The organism is Paenibacillus sp. J22R56 (genome assembly GCF_056269375.1).
Window position 1 is genome coordinate 237,306 of record NZ_JBWDNV010000002.1, and the last position, 18,926, is coordinate 256,231.

Consider the following 18,926-nt stretch of genomic DNA (forward strand, 5'->3'; position numbering starts at 1 on the left):
GGGGAAAGACTTAACAAAAAACAAGCATCCTCGGCAAATGCCAAGGATGCTTGTTTTTACTTTTTTATTATGGGTTGGGCAAGTATGTTCTGGAAGAGTTTACGTCCGCCTTTTTGAGCTCATTTCAACCTTTCAAATTTAATTCAAGAAATGAGCGAAAAACAGCGGCTGGAAGAACATACTGTCCGTCATTCAAGATCCGATCCGTTACCCGTTACCATACTTCCGGCTAATTGCCTCCAGCCGGCGTTCGGTTTGGCTTGGGAAGTTTTGAAGGGCGGTTGTGTAGTTGGAAGCCGCCTTCAGAGCTTTATCGACGTCGATCAGGCCATAGCCGAAGTAGTTATCTTTGCCTTTATTGCCAAGATCAACTGCTGATTTGCGCATAATTTCCATCACTTCTTCATTATTTAGAGCAGGGTTGATCGAGCGGATCAAGCCTGCTAATGCGGCCACATGAGGGCTGGCCATTGATGTACCTGACAAAGCGGCATATTGGCTGCCAGGGTAGGTGCTTGCAATGCTGTCGCCTGGCGCTGCTACGTCGATGTAGTCGCCAAAGTTCGAGAAGGAAGCTTTGTTATTGCTTGCATCAGTAGCTGCAACTGCGAATACTTCTGGATAGGCTGCTGGGTATCCAGGGCGATCCGTGTTATCATTGCCGCTTGCTGCAACCATAACCACATCATGATCGTAAGCATACTTAATGGCATCATGAAGGAATTCCGCCTGCGCATAGTTGCCAAGGCTCATATTGATAACTTTTGCGCCATGGTCAGTTGCCCAGATAATACCTTGTGCAACAGAGTAGGTGGAGCCTGCACCGCTGCTATCGAGTACTTTAACCGGCATAATTTTGTTATACCAGGAGATACCTGCAACTCCTTCGCCATTGTTAACGGAAGCACCAATAATGCCGGCAACATGAGTGCCATGTCCAACGTCATCATTTGGAGCAGCATTAGCATCCACAATGTTGGTACCATCAAGCAGCTTCCCTTTCAAATCAGGGTGGTCCGCTTGTACGCCAGTGTCTAGAATGGCTACGATGACTTTGTCATTCCCTTTCGATAAGCCCCAGCCTTTTTCCGTTTCAATTGAAGGCAGGTTCCATTGGTACTGGGAATAGAGGGCATCGTTTGGAGTAATTACGTCTGCATCATTTGTTGTCTCATTCGTCATATAGAGGTAATGAGGCTCAACGTATTCTGTTTTCCAAGATTTTTGGAAATAGTGAACCATTTTATCGGCATCCATGTCTTTGGAACGGAAGACGTAAGTGTCTCCGATTTGCTGGATGTTTTGCGCATTGATTTTTTGTTTGATTTGATCCAACTGTTTATCTGTCAACTTGTTCTGGAAATGAACAACGACGTCTCGAACATGATAGTGGCTGGCATTACCATTATCTTCACCATTATGGACGGTTGTCTCGCGGTTGGAGCCGGGCTCGACCGATTCAATCCGATAATTGCCTTCGGATGGATACGGAACGAGGCGGAGATTTCTTTTCTGATGACGCTCCACCTGCATGACAATGTTCTGATTGATGACACCAACAACACCAATGCCATTGTTTTTGCCGCTAGGAACACCTAATACCATATAGCGGCTGCCTGTATCGCTGACGAATGGTTCTGATTGATAGGAATTGCCGGCTTTTACCTTAGCTTTTGCTTGAGCAACAAAGCTTGCTGCTTTCTTATCCGGCAAGGCTCCACGCTCCACGCTTCGATTGCCGTTTATCCAACTGATGTAGGACATGTGTTTGTGCATATTCATCATATGAGTGATTCTGTCTGTCGGGTTGTTGCTTTTAGCATTGCCGCCAGCCATCAGCTTATGGAATTCCTTGCTGCATTCGGTTGTGCATAACAGGGAAGTGGCATCCATATCTTTATTTAAGGTTTTGATTTTGAGCGTTTTTTCCTGCTCGACTGAGAACCCTTTAGACTGCGGAGCAGGAGTATTCCGATCTGGGAAAATGTATCGTCCTGCAGGTACAACAATGGCTACCAGTGCTATAATGGCACAAAGACCAATCCATTTTTTCGCATTCATTATTCCAACGTCCCTCCATCGTTAAGCCAGCGTAGTTGTCACACTAATGGATAGGGTGCACATCGACAGCACGAAAATATGCGCATAACATTGTCTGAAACGCCAGTACCACAACTAAGTAATTTGTGGTATCATATTGTCGGTGCCTTAGTTTTTTTTGTTGTAGTAGAAGAAAGGGGAACTACCTTATGCCATCGACCAATGCGAAGTCGCTTAGTGAAACATCGCGTACAAAGTTAAAAGATGCAATTAATCAATTGGAATCGTTTCTTAACCAGTATTCGCTGAACCAATTAATCGGCGAAGAAACTGGTGATGAAGCACAAACGTTTTATAAAGGCCTATTGTCTGACTTGAGACATTTGTTGGTCTTCTCTGAAGTCTCGGTTGAAAAACTGGGAGTATTGCTCAGACGGCCAAATTTCGATAACGATTTTGCTGAACGCGCGTTATACGATGTTTACCATCAGTGCGTGAACGCCTTCTTCTATCCGAAGAATGAATGTTATTCGGAAGACGGTCGTTATGCATACACTGGACAAGATGCAATCCGTTTCCGCTTTAAGCCGGTACGTGAAGCACGTGATATCGTCCTCAGCGTATCCAAAATTTATGAAGAGCTGCGCGATGAGCTGGCTTATTACGAGAATGACTACATGACCCAGCGCCGTATGCAGGGGCAAAAATAGGACGGAATGAATCACTTTCGATCAGGGAAACTTGATATCGGAGGTGATTTTTTTATGCCGAAAGGTGTATCTTGCAGCGTATCGAATTGTAGCTTCTGGCGAGACGGCAACAATTGCAATGCGAATGCCATTTCCATTGATATCGATCAGCATGCGGATTTCAATGAGGAATTCGCGGCTGATGACCTTGGACTGTATCATCAAGACCAAGCGTCAGAATCGTCCGCTACCTGCTGCCACACTTTTAAACCAAAGGAGTGACGGGGAATGGATCAAAGAGGCGTAAAGATCACGGATCGTCATAAGAACGATTATCCGCAATACGAAGTGTCCGCTCCAAATGCAATGCCTGACTTAAATGGCGGTAAAGTGGAAGAGTGGGCAAATGAAAACAATGTGAACAATATTCATGAAGAAATGGCAGCGGATTTCGCTGTCGGCAGTCCCGTCTCTTATGTACCAAGAGAGCAGAGTATTGAAGAGGCTGCAGCAACAGTAGAGGCCGGAGGTACGGCACTTGGCTGGGTAGCGCTAGTATTCGCGGCAGCGTCATGGTTCTTATGGCCAGTGGTGCTGGGCATAACTTCAGCAGTGCTTGGCTTTATTGCCTATCGCCAAGGTGCAAAAGCGCTTGGCAGCTGGGCAATGGCGCTTGGCCTGATCGCCGTATTGCTTTCATTAGTCATTGTTCCCTTTTATTACGCAGTAACGTAAGCTTAAAAGCCTTGGCGGTTATTTGCCGCTAAGGCTTTTTTTGTTACATATGGGTACGAGCATTAGGAATGACAATAACTTTGGATTGCCCCTCTGCCCGATTTTACCTATAATTTATAGATGTATGGGAGGGGAAGACGAATGATTATTGATATTCAGCAAGCAGGCTGGGAACGTAGTGATAAACAAGTTCTGAATAATATCAACTGGCAGGTTCGACCGAATGAACACTGGTGCCTGCTAGGCCTTAATGGATCGGGAAAAACAACGCTTCTTAATATGATAAATGGTTATATATGGCCCACTAGCGGGCAAATCTCAGTGCTGGGCAAAAAGTTCGGCGAATACGATCTGCGTGAGCTGCGCAAAAGTATCGGCTGGGTCAGCACATCGCTTCAGCAAAAGCTTTATGGGAGCGAGAAAGCATTAAGTATCGTCCTTAGCGGCAAGTTTGCCACCATTGGACTATATGATCAAACAAATGAAGAGGATCGAGACAAAGCTCTTTCCTTATTAACGAATCTAGGCTGCGCTTATTTAGCGGAGCGTACGTATGATACGATGTCCCAGGGTGAACGGCAGCGAGTCTTGATTGCGAGAGCCTTAATGGCGGAGCCGAAGCTGCTTATATTGGACGAGCCATGTACGGGACTTGATGTATTTGCAAGAGAACAGCTGTTGTCCATGATTCATAAAGTGGCTGTTAATGGACCTACTATTATATATGTAACTCATCATGTTGAGGAAATATTGCCTTGCTTTAGCCACACTATGCTTATCAAGCAAGGTGAGGTTTTTGCAGCAGGAGCTACTCAAGAGGTATTAACCTCTGAACGAATGAGTCGATTCTTTGATGTTCCTGTTGAGATTGAGCGCCGTGATGGACGGAATTGGCTATTCGTGAAGGAATCGGAGTCGTTATGGAACTCGAACTAATCCAGCAGCCCGCACCTAGAAGAAGAAGGCTTGCAAGTTGGCTTCGCAATCGATTCACACGAAGGCTGGAGTATGACGGGCCGCTCTGGCGGGCAGGCTCTGCAGGATTACTGTTGTTTGGCTCTGCTGCAATTACAACAGCCGCTTTAGGCATGCCGACTGGATTCGGGACAGCTGTTGATATTGGTGCATTTGTATTGGCTAATGCATTAGCTCTGCTTGTTGTGTCACAATTGTTAGCGATTATTTTATCTCTGCTGCATGTTCTGGTTCCGCGTTTATTTGCAGGTTTTCTACTCTATGTTGGATTTGAATGTTATTATATTCTGTCTTATTCTGATTTCGAATTATGGAATTCGATCATTTGTGCCGCTATTTACACAGTGATTGGCGCTATTGCAGGTGTGTTGATTGGTTGGTTCAGCCGATCACGGCTTAGGATCATTGGTGGTTCGTTCTTAGCTGCAGTCCTTATTATTGGAAGTTTCATTTGGTTATTAGAACCACTGAGCAGCAGAGATGTTGCTGCATCAGCCTTTGCAGATGCTGAGGATGCAGATACTTCAGCTTTGATAGACGCCGATAATCCCGGCCAGCCGGGTAATTATGATTATTCCTTTTTCACCTATGGAAGTGGTTCGGATAAACAGCGTCAAGCCTATAGGGAAAAGGCGGATCTGATCTCGAACTCGGTTGATGCGTCCGATTACATTAAGCATTGGTATTGGATGAAAGAGATGTTCTGGGGTTTTGATGAAGGAAACCTGCCGTTAAACGGCCGGGTATGGATGCCGGAAGGGGAAGGTCCTTTTCCTCTCGTGCTTATGGTGCATGGCAATCATCTTATGGAAGACTTCTCGGATGCCGGATACGATTATTTGGGTCAACTGCTTGCGAGCAGAGGATTCATCGCTATATCTGTTGACGAGAATTTCTTAAACTATTCCACTTGGTCGGGCATCCCGGATAATGACTTCAAGGTGCGCGCTTGGTTGCTGCTCAAGCACATACAGCAAATTCAGAGTTTTAGTGAAATGCCAAATAGTGCTTTCTATAATCGAGTTGATTTTACGAATGTAGCCCTTCTTGGTCATTCTAGAGGTGGTCAGGCGGTTGCGATGGCAGCCGATTGGGACACTTGGTTTGCCAAAGACCAAACGCTTGATAGCTTCAAGAATAATGAGGTGCAAATCCAAACGGTAATCGCACTTGCTCCAACGGATAAGTCGATCGACAGTACAACGGCGAAGCTGACCGATGTTAACTATTTGACATTACAGGGAGCTAGGGACGGCGATGTGAATGATTTTTACGGGGATCGGCAGTATATTCGTACAAGCTTCACCGCAGATTCCGGTTACCGCAAAGCATCCGTTTATTTGTCCGAAGCGAACCACAGCCGCTTTAATACGGAATGGGGCACGATGGATGAACGTCCGCCGGGCGGACTGTTCCTAAGCCAGCGAGGAATGATGAAAGCCGAGGAGCAGCAGCAGGTTGCGAAAGTATACGTGGCCGCTTTTCTTGAAACCACGCTGCATCATCAAACCGACTATGTTCCTCTCCTGCAGGACTATCGAACAGGGATGCAATGGCTGCCGGATTCAACTGCTTACGTGACGCGGTATGAGGATTCGTCATTCGATATGATTGCAAGGTTTGATGAGGATCATAATAAGACAACACTGCCTAAAGGCGGGAAGCTTGAAGCTGACAATCTGAAATCCTGGGATGAGCTGGATGTGAAAGACCGCGACCATAATAACAAGGGAACCGTTGGTGCACAGATGGAATGGCTGGATGACAGCTCTTATACGTTATCATTAGCAAAGCCATTTTCATTGCTTTCTGCCGCTCAAGGGAACCAGGTACTAGCTTTCTCAATGGCTAATATGGCTTCGCAGCTTGATCCTGCTAATCAGGAGTCATCACCACAAATAGAAATCACATTGAACGCGGAAGACGGAGAAAGTATGAGTGTGCCGCTTGCTAAGTATATGCCTGTTCAGCAACCGTTCCAAACGACCTATACGATTATTCCATGGCTGGAAAAGTCGATAAAAGGCGGAAAATATAAGCATGCGACAGAATCTGTGTTTCAGACCTACCGGCTTCCACTGGCGGATTTCGTTCAAGCTAATACGAATGAGGATATATCCATTAGCTCGATTACTTTCCGCTTCATCGGTGGACCGGGGAAAATCATGCTGGATGACATTGGTATATCGCAATAAACAAACAAAGGGCTCCTCTTGGAAGGAGCCCTTTTGTTATGCCGTTATTCTTCTTTGTAAGTAAATCGTCTTGCTGCATATAAGAATGGTGTGGAGAAAACCGAAACGAAAAATTTGATGACATAAGTGGAGAGGAAGACGGAAATCCATACACTTCCTTCCAGTGTGCCTGCGAAAGCAATGGTGCAGAAGATTAAAGTATCTACGAACTGGCTGACAATTGTGCTCCCATTATTCCGAATCCAGAGCTGACCGGGGGCAGGAAAGACCCTTTTAAGAATGGAATAAATTCGTACATCTAGAAACTGACTGACGAAATACGCACATAAGCTGCCTAACGCAATTTGAGGCATAAGCCCAAATATCATATGGAGGGCATCATTGGTATCATGCGCCAGATCTGAGCTGTCCGGATGGAAGAGGAGTGCCATCTGCATAATAATAGTAGATGCAATCAGGGTGAAGAATCCGAACCATACGGCTTTTTTAGCCGCACGCTCGCCATACTTCTCATTCAACAGGTCAGACGCGAGATAAATGGTACCGTACATCGTGTTACCTAGCGTAATGATAATGCCAAAAGGCATTTCAACGGTTTTAACAACCTGAATGTTAGCCAGAACGGTTGCCATGCCAATCCACGCATATATGCCAACACGTCCGAATAGACGGTATGAAACAAGGAATAACGAAAAATGAATAAGCATAAATAGTGCGCCAAACCACAAATTAAACATAATTGCCTCCTAAGGGGATCATAAGGGAATATACGAAGCACGACCTTGCAGCCCGGCAACGCAAGGTGTATGATAGATTTTCTGCCTTTGACATTATAATCGTTCACTATCAGGGAATCAAAACAATTTGTCGTCTTTTCTTTGACAGGCAGATTTTGCTACAATGAGAAAACGATCTTTTTACAAGAATAAGAAAGTAAAGTTGCTTGAAGGAGAGGATAAGTTATGCAAGGCGAGCAGCGTATGGAGGAACAAAAACGAGTTGATCGTGTGATGCGTTTAATTCGAGAGCAGTTAGGGAAACTGCTGCAAAGCTCAAGCGGTATGAGGGAAGATATCGTTGATATTCGAAAAAACTTCTGGGATGATGTTACCCTGAACTTTGAGGATTCGGCTGAAGCAGCGGAGTCAGCGGCAAGCTTGAAGCAGCAGGCTGAGGTTCTTGCTGAACGTGAGCATAGCCATAGACATGCCGAGCAGCAGGTCAAGCTGCTTCGGAAGCTGGAGCAATCTCCTTATTTCGGGCGTGTAGACTTTATAGAAGAATCGAGTACGGAGAATGAACAGATTTATCTTGGGATTGGATCCATGTTGGATGAGACTGGTTCAGATTATCTTATTTATGATTGGCGTGCGCCAGTATCCAGCTTGTACTATGATTACTCTCCAGGTCCAGCTGAGTATATTACGCCAACGGGGAATATCAAAGGCGATATGACGCTGAAGCGGCAGTATGTGATTCGCCGAGGGAATATTGTAAGTATGTTCGATACTGGTGTCACGATTGGTGATGAGCTGCTGCAAGAGGTGCTTGGCAAGCAGTCGGATGCGCAGATGAAAAGTATCGTAGGTACGATTCAGCGTGAGCAGAATCAAATTATCCGTAACGAACGCGCTCGATTGCTTGTCGTGCAGGGAGCTGCCGGTAGCGGCAAGACGTCAGCAGCTCTGCAGCGCGTAGCTTATCTGCTGTACCGTTACCGTGGAACGCTGCAGCCGGATCAAATCGTGTTATTCTCACCAAACTCGATGTTCAATAGTTATGTGGCGACCGTTCTTCCAGAGCTGGGCGAACAAAACATGCAGCAAACGACCTATCAGCAATATTTGGAGCATCGAATTGGGCAATCGTTTGCGCTTGAGGATCCGTTTGCTCAGATGGAATATACACTTGGAGCCATGGATGATCCATCCTACGAAACTCGAATCGCATCGATTCGACATAAATCGGGAGCGGCCTTCATGAAGGTGATCGAGCGATATGTCGAATCCCTTGGGGAGTCAGGACTGCTGTTTAAAGCGATTAAGTTTCGTGGTCGTAAGCTGGTATCAGCTGAGGCGATTGAACAGCATTTTTACAGCCTGAATAAATCGTATACGGTTCCGAATAGGATGAAGATGGTAGCAGATTGGCTGCTTAAGGAGCTGACGAGATTAAGTAAGGTAGAGCGGAAGAAGCAGTGGGTAGAAGATGAGATGGAGCTGCTTGATAAAGAGGCTTATATCCATGTCTACAATGAACTGCGCCGCAAAGAAGGCAGCTCGTCGGAATCCTTTGATGAGTTTGACCGGGAAAAAGATATGCTCGCTTCGATGATCGTACAGGAGCGGTTCAAACGACTGCGGAGCCGAGTGAAAAAGCTTCGATTTGTTGATACGCAGACGCTATACCGTCGATTATATGAGAATGAACAGGCACCATGGCTGGAGGAAGTCCACTTACCAGAGTGGGAAGATATTCGCAAGCTTACGGTAGAACAGCTTTACCGCGGAGAGCTTACTTATGAAGATGCAACACCGTACTTATATATGAAGGATTTAATTGAAGGGTTTCAGATGAATACATCGGTACGGCATTTGTTCATTGATGAGGCACAGGATTATTCGCCGTTCCAATTCCATTATTTAAAGCGGGTATTTCCGATGGCTAAGATGACGGCGCTTGGTGATCTCAATCAGTCGATATTTGCACATGCTGCATTAGGCAATGGTTTTGATCCGCTTGGGGATTTATATAATAAGGAAGAGACGGAGACGATTGTACTAACTCGGAGTTATCGTTCGACAAAGCAAATTGTCGAATTTACGAGCAGTATGATTGAAGGCGGGAGTCGAATTGTGCCGTTTAATCGCAATGGTGATGAACCAACGATAACAGCGGCGGCTAATGTTGAGGAACTGCAAGCTGGGGTTGCAGAGAGGATTCGCACACTTCAGGGCGAAGGTGCGCAATCGATTGCGGTCATTTGCAAAACAGCAGCTGAAAGCTTGGCAGCTTTCGAAGCGTTAGCGGGTGTATGTCCTGGGATCCGGCTTGTTGAGAAAGAAACGGTGACCTTTGAGAACGGAACCGTCGTGATTCCTTCTTACTTGGCCAAGGGTGTAGAATTTGATGCGGTCATTTTGTATAACACCTCTAGAAGCGTTTATGGCAAAGAAAGTGAACGTAAGTTGTTCTATACAGCTTGTACTCGTGCCATGCATGAGCTGCATCTCTTTTACACCTCAGAGCCGTCACCATTTCTTTCTCATGCTTTTTCTACCCAAAAGTAGTTCAGCTATTTACCGGCTGTTCCTAACTTCTGGCCAAATATCGCTGACGGCAACTTGCAGTTCAGCAGCAATAAGCTCAGCCGTTAATCGGTTGGGCTTTTGTATGTGGCCATTGCGAAGCTTGGATATGGTTTGAAGCGAGATATTGGTGGAGGCTGCAAGCTGATTGGTGCTTATATCTCGTTTGGCCATCCACATCTTCAATCTTTTGGCGGAATCAAAAACTTGGATGATTGCATTGTCGAGCGGGATACACTCACTTCGATCCTCGAACATAATCAGAGCGTAGCTCTCGTCATCCTCATCGGTTATCGTCAGCGCTCTAAATTCGACATGTACCGCAATATCCTGTTGATTTGCCATTGTAAGGCATGTCTCTTGTGTAAAATGCAAGCTGCTATCACATGGCAAATGGCTGTTGATCAACAGATCAAGTGATACAGATTGCAGCTGATGATGTCTATATCCTGAAAGCCGGCAAAAGGCTTCATTCGATTCGTGTATGGTTATCGCATCTCTTGTCACTCTGACAAGCACCATGGGCTGATCCAGTATCTGAAAGATGTGATAGTACGGTGGCAATAATCTGTTCCTCCCTTTAATACCAAGTGCGCCAATGTATAAAATCGAGTATAAGCCGTTGGCGGAATCTATACAATAGCTTTACTATATTTAACAAAATCGTCACGAATAAATCAATTTTGGTTTAATAAATTAAACTTGCTGGCAGTAAACGGTTCTATCGTTCGGATGATGCCATATCAATGATGAAATGCTAGATTGATCAGCTATCAGCGAGCTTTATTAGAATCCTAGTTCTCAGTTAAGATAAGACAACGCAGGTTGTAGCTATTAGGGGGAAACATACATCATGAAAACATGCGATATCGAGAATTGTTCCAAACCAGTCAAAGCAAGGGATCTATGCGCTATGCATCATCAACGTCTTATGAGACATGGTGACCCGCTTACCGTATTGCCTCGCAGGACAAAGAAATTGCTTTCATGCAGCTGGGTGAATTGTTCGACTCAGGCTGTATCGAAAGGGTATTGTGTTAAGCATTATTACATAAACCGCGTTATGTTAAAAATCGGTCAGATTAATGTAAGGTAACTTGACATCATTTTCTGAAAATGGGGTGTGAATTTTCATAAAAACATGTATAATAAGGGTATCTCCCTAAATTCTAGAGATTGAGCCCTTTTTCGTTGCGGCACCATTATAACTTATGGAGGCGATTGTCGGAAATGATTCAAACGGCACCGTATGGCCTTCAAATGAGCGATTTGTACTTGTTCAACAAGGGCAGCTCTTACCACAGTTTCCGGTTCATGGGTGCACACGTAATGGACGATGAAGGTGAATTTGGCGTCAGGTTTGCCGTTTGGGCACCGAACGCCAGAGAGGTTCGGCTTGTAGGCGATTTTAACGACTGGGATGGTTCCGGATCGTTAATGGAGCGTGTTGGAACGACTGGGATATGGGTTGTATTCATTCCAGGACTAGGCGATGGCACAGCTTACAAGTACGAGATTATAACCTCATCCGGTGAACGATTACTCAAAGCAGATCCTTACGCATTTCTTGCCGAAAGGCGTCCTCAAACCGCTTCCGTTGTCTCTGATCTCAGCGGGTTCCCTTGGCGGGATAAGAAATGGGTGGATACCAAACATCAACGACCCTCATATACCAATCCACTGTTAATTTACGAAGTGCATGCCGGCTCTTGGAAGCTGAAAGGCAAAGAAGATTTCCTTACCTACGATGAAATGGCGGAGCAACTGGTTCCTTACGCCGCCAAGATGGGATACACCCATATCGAGCTGATGCCGATTAACGAACATCCCTTCGACCAATCCTGGGGCTATCAAATTACAGGCTATTATGCACCATCTAGCCGTTTTGGCAGGCCGAAGCAGCTGATGCATTTTATCGATTGCTGCCACGCAAAAGGAATTGGTGTTATCCTGGATTGGGTGCCCGGACATTTTTGCAAAGATGCTCATGGGCTACGGCTTTTTGACGGAACCCCGTTATTCGAAGGGGAAGATGAGAAACTTGCCGAGAAGCCATTATGGGGCACATTAGCTTTTAATTTTAAACGAAATGAAGTAATCAGCTTCTTAATCTCGAACGCCATTTATTGGATGGATATGTTCCATTTCGACGGCCTTCGAATTGATGCAGTTGCCAGCATGATCAACCTCCACATGGATAAACCGCCAGAGCTGTTCACCTGGAACGAGTTTGGCGGTACTGACAATCTAGACGCTCTCCGCTTTATGAAACGGATTAACGAAACCGTATTTCACTACTACCCAGATGCACTTATGATCGCTGAAGATTCTTCCGCTTGGCCTGCAGTTACCTCACCTACCTACTTAGGCGGGCTTGGCTTCAATTTTAAATGGAATATGGGTTGGATGAACGATTTTTTACGCTATATGTCGACCGATCCAGCTGACCGCTCACACTACCACCACCTACTTACTTTCTCACTTCTATATGCTTTCTCAGAAAATTACGTTTTACCGCTGTCACATGATGAAGTCGTACACGGCAAACGATCCCTCCTGAACAAAATGCCTGGCACCTATGAAGAGAAATTCGCTCAATTACGCTTGTTATATGGTTATTGGATCGCACATCCCGGCAAGAAGCTGCTATTCATGGGCGGAGAGTGGGGACAATTCGATGAATGGAAGGATCGTGATCCTCTTGATTGGATGCTGCTAGATTACGAGCTTCATGCCAAGATGCAAGATTACGTCCGAGTTCTGAATCATGTCTACACCAAAGAACAATCGCTGTGGGAACGAGATCAGGACGCAACCGCTTTCCAATGGATTGATGTGAATAATGCTGAACAATCGATCATATCTTTCATTCGTTATGGCAGGAAAGGCTTTTCCGTGACTGTTGCCAACTTCTCCAGAAATGATTATTCCAATTATCGATTAGGCGTGCCGCAGCCAGGCTGTTATCGCATGATCCTAAACAGCAATGAGGAACAGTTTGGAGGTTCGGATTCACGGTCTACACAGCAGTATGACAGCGAGAAAGTGAGCTGGCACGGCTATAACCAAAGCATTTCCATCTATCTCCCCCCTCTATCCTTCCAATTATTCAGCTTTGTGAGTGGGGACACACATTAAGAAGGGGTTGGTGTCATGGGTCGAAAAAAGGAAATGGTTGCAATGCTTTTGGCTGGAGGAGAAGGTAAAAGATTAGGTGTTCTCACGAAGGATTTGGCGAAGCCTGCGGTTTACTTTGGAGGGAAATATCGCATAATCGACTTTACGCTAAGTAATTGCGCGCATTCCGGAATTGATACGGTTGGTGTACTTACGCAATACCAGCCTCTTGAACTGAATCGGTATTTGGGCATTGGAAGCCCGTGGGGGCTCGACCGCAAGGATGGCGGCATGGCCATTCTTCCTCCGTATGTAAAGCAAAAGGGCGGCGTTTGGTATAAAGGCACGGCAAATGCCATTTATCAAAATATGGCGTTTATCGAGCGCTATGATCCCAACTATGTTCTGGTCATCTCGGGTGACCATATTTATAAAATGGACTATGATCTCATGCTGCAGCATCATAAGAAAAGCGGTGCAGATATTACGATTGCCGGGATTGAAGTGCCTTGGAAGGAAGCAAGCCGATTTGGCGTCATGCACGTCGATGACGAGGATCGTATTACAGCATTTGAAGAAAAGCCAAAAACACCAACCAGCAATATTGCCTCCATGGGCGTTTACATTTTCACATGGTCAGTTCTGCAAAAGTATTTGATCAATGACGAATTAAGCCGTAATTCCAGTCATGACTTTGGTAAAGATATCATTCCGGCGATGATGAGAGATGGACTGCATCTAAGCACTTATTCCTTCCGCGGCTATTGGAAAGATGTCGGCACCATCGATAGCTTATGGGAAGCCAATATGGATTTGCTGGACGATAAGCCATCGCTGGATCTAGCGGACAAAGAATGGCGTATTTACTCGGTAAGTCCAAATCGTCCTGCGCAATACATTACATCGGGGGCGAGTGTAACCTCTTCTCTGGTGACGGAAGGCTGCATTGTAGAAGGGGATGTCGAACGGTCTGTGTTGTTTTATGGCGTAACTACAGGCAAGAACAGTATTGTCTGTGAGTCGGTCATTATGCCAAATGTACGTATTGGCAAAGGCGCCCGCATTTACCGCGCAATTATTGGTGAAGGTGCAGTAATCGAAGATGGTGTTTCAATCGGCAGTCCGGATGATGATGCGATAACCGTAGTTGCTGTAGGAGAATTTGTAGCTAACGAACCTGTACTTCTGGAGGTGGAGCCGTCATGAAACATCAGGTAATGGGCGTTATTAATCTTATTCATGAAACAGATGATATGGAGCGGCTGACTCAGAACCGCTGCCTTGCGACCGTGCCTTTTGGCGCGCGATATCGGCTTATTGATTTCATTTTATCGAGTATGGTGAACTCGGGAATCAATAAAGTAGCCATATTTGCACATACGAAATATCGTTCCCTTATGGATCATGTAGGTTCAGGCGACCATTGGGACTTAAATAATCGTCAAAGCGGCTTATTCCTGCTGCCGCCGGCAACCGATGATATTCAAGAAGTGAGCCGCGGAGACTTATATCATTTCTACCAGCACCGTGATTATTTTAATCGATCGACAGCGGAGTATGTTGTTATTGCCCGCAGCCACATGGTATGCAACATTGACTTCGAGCCTATTATTGAAGCCCATAAAGCACGTGAGGCTGATATAACGGTTGTATGCAGAGAAGATGCCGATCTTATGGGCGGCAAAGCGCGCAAGGTGAAGATGAATGCTGATGGGCGGATTACGGCGATGCAGGATCACTATGGAAGGATGCACAGCAGTGTATCTTCCATGGAGATGTTCATTATGCGTAAAGAGCTGCTCATGGAGCTTGTTGAAACCTCGCTAGCACAAGGGCAGGATCATTTGGTCCGTCATGCGATTTTCTCAAGAATTGATAAGCTGCGTGTATATGGTTATATGTACGAAGGTTATTTGGCTGTAGTGAATACATTATCGAGCTTCTATCAAAGCAATATGAGCCTTCTTAGCCAAGACGTATGGCGTGAATTATTCTTCCAGCCGGGTACCATCTTTACAAAGGGCAAGGATGAGCCGCCTGCTCGTTACCTAGGAACCGCCAAAGTAACCGATTCTCTGATTGCAAATGGCTGCCGCATTGAAGGCACCGTCGAGAACAGTATCTTATTCCGTGGTGTTCATGTCCGCAAAGGAGCCGTTGTCCGCAACAGCATCATTATGCAAAATGGCGATATAGGCGAGAATAGTCTCGTTCAACATTGTATTCTCGACAAAGATGTACGCGTTCAATATGACCGTGATATTCGAGGTTCTTCTGAGAATCCGTTTCTTGCAGGTAAACGTAAAATCATATAAAAAATTATACCCATGGATAGGGTGCGAGGTGATCAGATATGAATATATTAATGGCTACTTCTGAAGCGAATCCGCTCGCTAAGACGGGGGGATTAGCTGATGTTGCAGGCGCTTTGCCGAAGGCTCTGAAGCAGCGTGGAGCTGACGCTAGAATCATTTTGCCTAAGTATGAGGAAATCTCTGAAACTTATATTCAGCAATTTGAGAGAGTTGCAGAATTTCAAGTCAATTTCGGCTGGAGGTCGCAGTATTGCGGCCTGTTGAAGGCTGAAATTGATGGAGTCGTATTCTATTTGATCGATAATGAATTTTATTTCAGACGCAGAGGGCTTTATGGCTATGGCGATGATGCTGAGCGTTTTGTATTCTTCTGCTTCGCTGTGATGGAATGCGTTCGTTATCTCGATTTCCGTCCTGATCTTGTCCATTGTCATGACTGGCAGGCGGGGCTTATTCCGTTCCTGCTCAAGACTCGGTATGTTAATGATCCGGGCTGGGCAGGTGTGAAATCTGTGTTTACGATCCACAACTTGATGTATCAAGGGATATTCGGGATTGACCTGCTGAAGGAGCTGCTTGGAGCAGGCGATGATGTGTTCACCGCTGATCGTCTGGAGTTCGAAGGTGCGGCAAGCTGCTTGAAGGGGGGGCTTGTCTATGCGGACAAACTTACCACTGTCAGCGACACCTATGCCAAGGAGATTCAAGGCTGGGAGTATGGAGAACGTCTTGATGGTCTCCTGCGCTATCGATCCGGTGATTTAACCGGCATTGTGAACGGCATCGACACCGAATTATTTGATCCGATGAATGATGCTTCGTTACATACCCCATACCGTTCTTCAATTGCACGCAAACGGAAGAACAAACTATCTTTACAGGCAGAGCTGGGACTTCCAGAATCGGAAGAGACACCACTTCTTGGCGTCGTCAGCAGACTTGTTGAGTCCAAAGGCCTTGATCTGATTACATCGAAGCTGGAGCAGCTGATGCAGGAGGATGTACAGGTTGTCGTGCTTGGAGCAGGGGAGAAGCAGTACGAGGACAGCATGAATTGGTTCGCGGCCCTTTATCCGCATAAATTTAAAGTATGGCTTGGTTATAATGACCGACTTGCAAGACGAATCTATGCTGGCTCGGATATTTTTCTTATGCCATCAAGGTTTGAGCCCTGTGGTCTCAGTCAGCTTCTGGCTCTTCGTTATCGCTCGATTCCGCTCGTTCGGGAAACGGGCGGTCTAAAGGATACGGTGCAATCTTATAATGAAATGACCGGGGAAGGGAACGGCTTCAGCTTTACGTATTATAATGCGGACGATTATTGGTACACACTGAAGCGGGCGCTCGCCTTCTATAAGGATGAAGAGGTATGGCGTAAAATCGTTGATAATGCCGGGAAGGAAGATTATAGCTGGAACCGGTCGGCGAAAGCTTATATGGCCTTGTATGAACAACTTGTTGTTTCTCGAAAGGGGACTGAACAATGGCCCGTCACCTTGTAATCGGCAATGGTAAACTGCTGCTCAATTTGGATCAGCATTGTTTTATCCGGGATATTTATTATCCGTACGTTGGACAGCTTAACCATGTGGGCGGTCACTATTGCCGATTCGGGATTTGGATCGGAGGCGCATTCTCTTGGCTGGATGAGAAGGAATGGACATTCGAGCTCAATTATATCGAGGATTCCCTTGTGACCAATATTATTGCAAAGCATGAGGGTCTTGGTGTTGAACTGCATATAAACGACGGTATTCATCAGCGCGAGTGTATTTACATTAAGCGTGTAGTCGTTCGAAACCGAAGGAACGATAGTCGTGAGGCGAGATTGTTCTTCCATCAGGACCTGATGATTGAGGGCTCTGAGGTTGGCGATACAGCGGCCTATTTTCCGGAGAATAATACCTTGTTCCATTACAAACGGTCGAATTATTTCATGTTCAGCGGATGTACGGATGAAGGCGGCATTATGCAGTATTCGACGGGGATTAAACGATTCCATTCTGCCGAAGGAACATGGCGTGATGCAGAGGACGGCGTCTTAATGGGCAATACGATTGCCCAGGGGTCGGTCGACAGCACGATTGGCCTGCGTACCACTGTACCGGCTAATGGTGAGAAGACTTTATACTACTGGATGTCTGTTGGTAAGAATCTGGAGGAAGTAAAGACGCTGAATAAATATGTGAAGGATAACCATCCGGAGAAGCTGCTCAGCCGGATCGTGATCTACTGGAAGCACTGGCTGCAGCGCGCAGAGACCGATCTAGGCGATTTGCCGAAGGATGTTGTCCGCATGTTCAAACACAGCTTACTGCTCGTAAGAACGCAAGTGGATGAGCGTGGAGCGATCTTAGCAGCTAATGATACCGATATTCTTCAGTACAATCGTGACCATTACAGCTATATGTGGCCGCGTGATGGGGCTCTTATCGCTGAAGCGATGTCGCTGGCTGGCTATCAAAGTGTCATATCGCCATTTTTCCATTTTTGTGCGAATGCACTCTCACCTGAAGGATATTTATATCACAAATATAATCCGGACGGTACAGTGGGCTCTAGTTGGCATCCCTATATCGTGAAGGGAAGCCAGCGTATTCCTATTCAAGAGGATGAGACTGCGCTTGTGCTGTTCACTTTATGGCAGGATTATTCGCGTAATCAGGTCATCGAACTGCCCCAATCCTTATACAGCAATCTCATTCGGAAGGCTGCTTCCTTCCTAAGCGAATATATCGAGCCTGAACTTTCGCTTCCGAAGCCAAGCTATGATCTATGGGAGGAACGGTATGGAATCTGGACGTATACGGCTGCTTCTGTCTATGCCGGACTTATGGCCGGTGCATTCTTTACCGAGTTATTCGGCGATTATGAGCGGAGTGACCACTACAGGAATGTAGCCCATACCATTAAGACGGGGATTTTAACGCATCTTTGGGATGAAGAAACGGGGCGGTTTGCCCGCGGTCTTGTTCAAAGGGATAATCGATGGGTGAAGGATATGACACTGGAGAGCAGTGTCTTTGGTCTGTGGGAGTTTGGTGTCTTGTCCGTCCATGATGAACGTGTTGCTAAGACGATGGATGCGATTAAGGAAGGATTACAAATTCGGACCGATATTGGCGGCATCGCCAGGTATACGAATGATTATTACTTCCAGCAGTCGGGGGAGATTGATCAGGTTCCGGGTAACCCTTGGATTATATGTACATTATGGGTTGCGAATTATGAGATCGATTCTGCACAAACGCTGGCGGATCTGGAAGGACCGTATAAGACGCTGGAATGGGTAGTTGATCATGCTTTGTCCAGTGGTCTGCTCCCTGAGCAGCTAAATCCGTATGACGGTTCTCCGCTCTCTGTTGCGCCGCTGACATGGTCACATGCAACTTTCGTACAGAGCGTCAGCAAATATGCAGCGAAATACAAGGAATTAAAGTCCTTATAATACGTTAAAGCCGCTTAGATCGCTCTAAGCGGCTATTTTTATGATGTTTTGGCTGCATGCCCGTCAATGAAAGGGAGTCCGGACTCCCTTTCATAAGTTCATTC

Annotated in this window: 14 protein-coding genes; 11 read left to right on the plus strand and 3 right to left on the minus strand. The window is 45.9% G+C overall.

All coding sequences use genetic code 11. The annotated features are described in order from the left end of the window. Positions 1 to 207: 207 nt before the first annotated feature. On the minus strand, positions 208 to 2,061 hold the full coding sequence (locus AC0YNT_RS04875; RefSeq protein ID WP_475803589.1) for a S8 family peptidase: 1,854 nt from the start codon (positions 2,059 to 2,061) through the stop codon (positions 208 to 210). 188 nt (positions 2,062 to 2,249) lie between these two features. Here AC0YNT_RS04875 and AC0YNT_RS04880 point away from each other — a divergent pair, with 188 nt between their 5' ends. The 5 genes from AC0YNT_RS04880 (at position 2,250) to AC0YNT_RS04900 (ending at position 6,634) form a co-directional block, all read left to right on the plus strand. Then, on the plus strand, positions 2,250 to 2,750 hold the full coding sequence (locus AC0YNT_RS04880) for a YpuI family protein (RefSeq protein WP_091188870.1): 501 nt from the start codon (positions 2,250 to 2,252) through the stop codon (positions 2,748 to 2,750). A gap of 54 nt (positions 2,751 to 2,804) precedes the next feature. Then, the gene (locus tag AC0YNT_RS04885; protein ID WP_167272536.1) at positions 2,805 to 3,011 is read left to right on the plus strand and encodes a DUF1540 domain-containing protein; all 207 of its coding nucleotides are present in this window, start codon (positions 2,805 to 2,807) and stop codon (positions 3,009 to 3,011) included. A 6-nt stretch (positions 3,012 to 3,017) separates the two neighbouring features. Beyond that, the gene (locus AC0YNT_RS04890) at positions 3,018 to 3,464 is read left to right on the plus strand and encodes a hypothetical protein (protein ID WP_167272539.1); all 447 of its coding nucleotides are present in this window, start codon (positions 3,018 to 3,020) and stop codon (positions 3,462 to 3,464) included. Positions 3,465 to 3,605: 141 nt separating this feature from the next. Next, complete coding sequence (locus tag AC0YNT_RS04895) at positions 3,606 to 4,400, plus strand: ABC transporter ATP-binding protein (protein ID WP_475803590.1); 795 nt, start codon at positions 3,606 to 3,608, stop codon at positions 4,398 to 4,400. Continuing rightward, a complete protein-coding gene (locus AC0YNT_RS04900) occupies positions 4,385 to 6,634 on the plus strand; it encodes an alpha/beta hydrolase (protein WP_475803591.1) in 2,250 nt (749 codons plus the stop codon). Before AC0YNT_RS04895 ends, AC0YNT_RS04900 begins: the two co-directional genes overlap by 16 nt. A gap of 44 nt (positions 6,635 to 6,678) precedes the next feature. On the opposite strand, the gene AC0YNT_RS04905 is transcribed toward AC0YNT_RS04900, so the two are convergent. Next, a complete protein-coding gene (locus AC0YNT_RS04905; RefSeq protein WP_475803592.1) occupies positions 6,679 to 7,371 on the minus strand; it encodes a queuosine precursor transporter in 693 nt (230 codons plus the stop codon). Between the two features lie 225 nt (positions 7,372 to 7,596). On the opposite strand from AC0YNT_RS04905, the gene helD reads away from it, so the two are divergent. Beyond that, positions 7,597 to 9,924: an RNA polymerase recycling motor HelD gene (gene helD, locus AC0YNT_RS04910; protein WP_475803593.1), complete on the plus strand. Its 2,328-nt coding sequence runs from the start codon at positions 7,597 to 7,599 to the stop codon at positions 9,922 to 9,924. 9 nt (positions 9,925 to 9,933) lie between these two features. Here helD and AC0YNT_RS04915 read toward each other — a convergent pair whose 3' ends face one another. Then, entirely contained in the window at positions 9,934 to 10,506 is a 573-nt protein-coding gene (locus AC0YNT_RS04915) for a helix-turn-helix domain-containing protein (protein ID WP_475803594.1), read from the minus strand. A gap of 666 nt (positions 10,507 to 11,172) precedes the next feature. Here AC0YNT_RS04915 and glgB point away from each other — a divergent pair. Genes glgB through AC0YNT_RS04940 form a run of 5 tightly spaced genes read left to right on the plus strand, consistent with a single transcriptional unit; the run spans position 11,173 to position 18,822 of the window. Continuing rightward, positions 11,173 to 13,080 carry a 1,4-alpha-glucan branching protein GlgB gene (gene glgB / locus AC0YNT_RS04920; RefSeq protein WP_475803595.1) on the plus strand — a complete coding sequence of 636 codons (1,908 nt, stop codon included), beginning with the start codon at positions 11,173 to 11,175 and terminating at the stop codon, positions 13,078 to 13,080. Positions 13,081 to 13,095: 15 nt separating this feature from the next. After that, on the plus strand, positions 13,096 to 14,265 hold the full coding sequence (locus tag AC0YNT_RS04925; RefSeq protein ID WP_475803596.1) for a glucose-1-phosphate adenylyltransferase: 1,170 nt from the start codon (positions 13,096 to 13,098) through the stop codon (positions 14,263 to 14,265). Continuing rightward, positions 14,262 to 15,374 carry a glucose-1-phosphate adenylyltransferase subunit GlgD gene (gene glgD, locus AC0YNT_RS04930; protein WP_475803597.1) on the plus strand — a complete coding sequence of 371 codons (1,113 nt, stop codon included), beginning with the start codon at positions 14,262 to 14,264 and terminating at the stop codon, positions 15,372 to 15,374. Before AC0YNT_RS04925 ends, glgD begins: the two co-directional genes overlap by 4 nt. Before the next feature lie 38 nt (positions 15,375 to 15,412). Further along, on the plus strand, positions 15,413 to 16,876 hold the full coding sequence (gene glgA, locus AC0YNT_RS04935; RefSeq protein ID WP_475803598.1) for a glycogen synthase GlgA: 1,464 nt from the start codon (positions 15,413 to 15,415) through the stop codon (positions 16,874 to 16,876). Then, entirely contained in the window at positions 16,858 to 18,822 is a 1,965-nt protein-coding gene (locus tag AC0YNT_RS04940; protein WP_475803599.1) for a glycoside hydrolase family 15 protein, read from the plus strand. Before glgA ends, AC0YNT_RS04940 begins: the two co-directional genes overlap by 19 nt. Positions 18,823 to 18,926 lie beyond the last annotated feature (104 nt).

Coding starts and splice junctions, on each gene's coding strand:
- AC0YNT_RS04875 (WP_475803589.1), bottom strand. CDS start 2,061: ATGAATGCGAAAAAATGGATTGGTCTTTGTGCCATTATAGCACTGGTA.
- AC0YNT_RS04880 (WP_091188870.1), top strand. CDS start 2,250: ATGCCATCGACCAATGCGAAGTCGCTTAGTGAAACATCGCGTACAAAG.
- AC0YNT_RS04885 (WP_167272536.1), top strand. CDS start 2,805: ATGCCGAAAGGTGTATCTTGCAGCGTATCGAATTGTAGCTTCTGGCGA.
- AC0YNT_RS04890 (WP_167272539.1), top strand. CDS start 3,018: ATGGATCAAAGAGGCGTAAAGATCACGGATCGTCATAAGAACGATTAT.
- AC0YNT_RS04895 (WP_475803590.1), top strand. CDS start 3,606: ATGATTATTGATATTCAGCAAGCAGGCTGGGAACGTAGTGATAAACAA.
- AC0YNT_RS04900 (WP_475803591.1), top strand. CDS start 4,385: ATGGAACTCGAACTAATCCAGCAGCCCGCACCTAGAAGAAGAAGGCTT.
- AC0YNT_RS04905 (WP_475803592.1), bottom strand. CDS start 7,371: ATGTTTAATTTGTGGTTTGGCGCACTATTTATGCTTATTCATTTTTCG.
- helD (WP_475803593.1), top strand. CDS start 7,597: ATGCAAGGCGAGCAGCGTATGGAGGAACAAAAACGAGTTGATCGTGTG.
- glgB (WP_475803595.1), top strand. CDS start 11,173: ATGATTCAAACGGCACCGTATGGCCTTCAAATGAGCGATTTGTACTTG.
- AC0YNT_RS04925 (WP_475803596.1), top strand. CDS start 13,096: ATGGGTCGAAAAAAGGAAATGGTTGCAATGCTTTTGGCTGGAGGAGAA.
- glgD (WP_475803597.1), top strand. CDS start 14,262: ATGAAACATCAGGTAATGGGCGTTATTAATCTTATTCATGAAACAGAT.
- glgA (WP_475803598.1), top strand. CDS start 15,413: ATGAATATATTAATGGCTACTTCTGAAGCGAATCCGCTCGCTAAGACG.
- AC0YNT_RS04940 (WP_475803599.1), top strand. CDS start 16,858: ATGGCCCGTCACCTTGTAATCGGCAATGGTAAACTGCTGCTCAATTTG.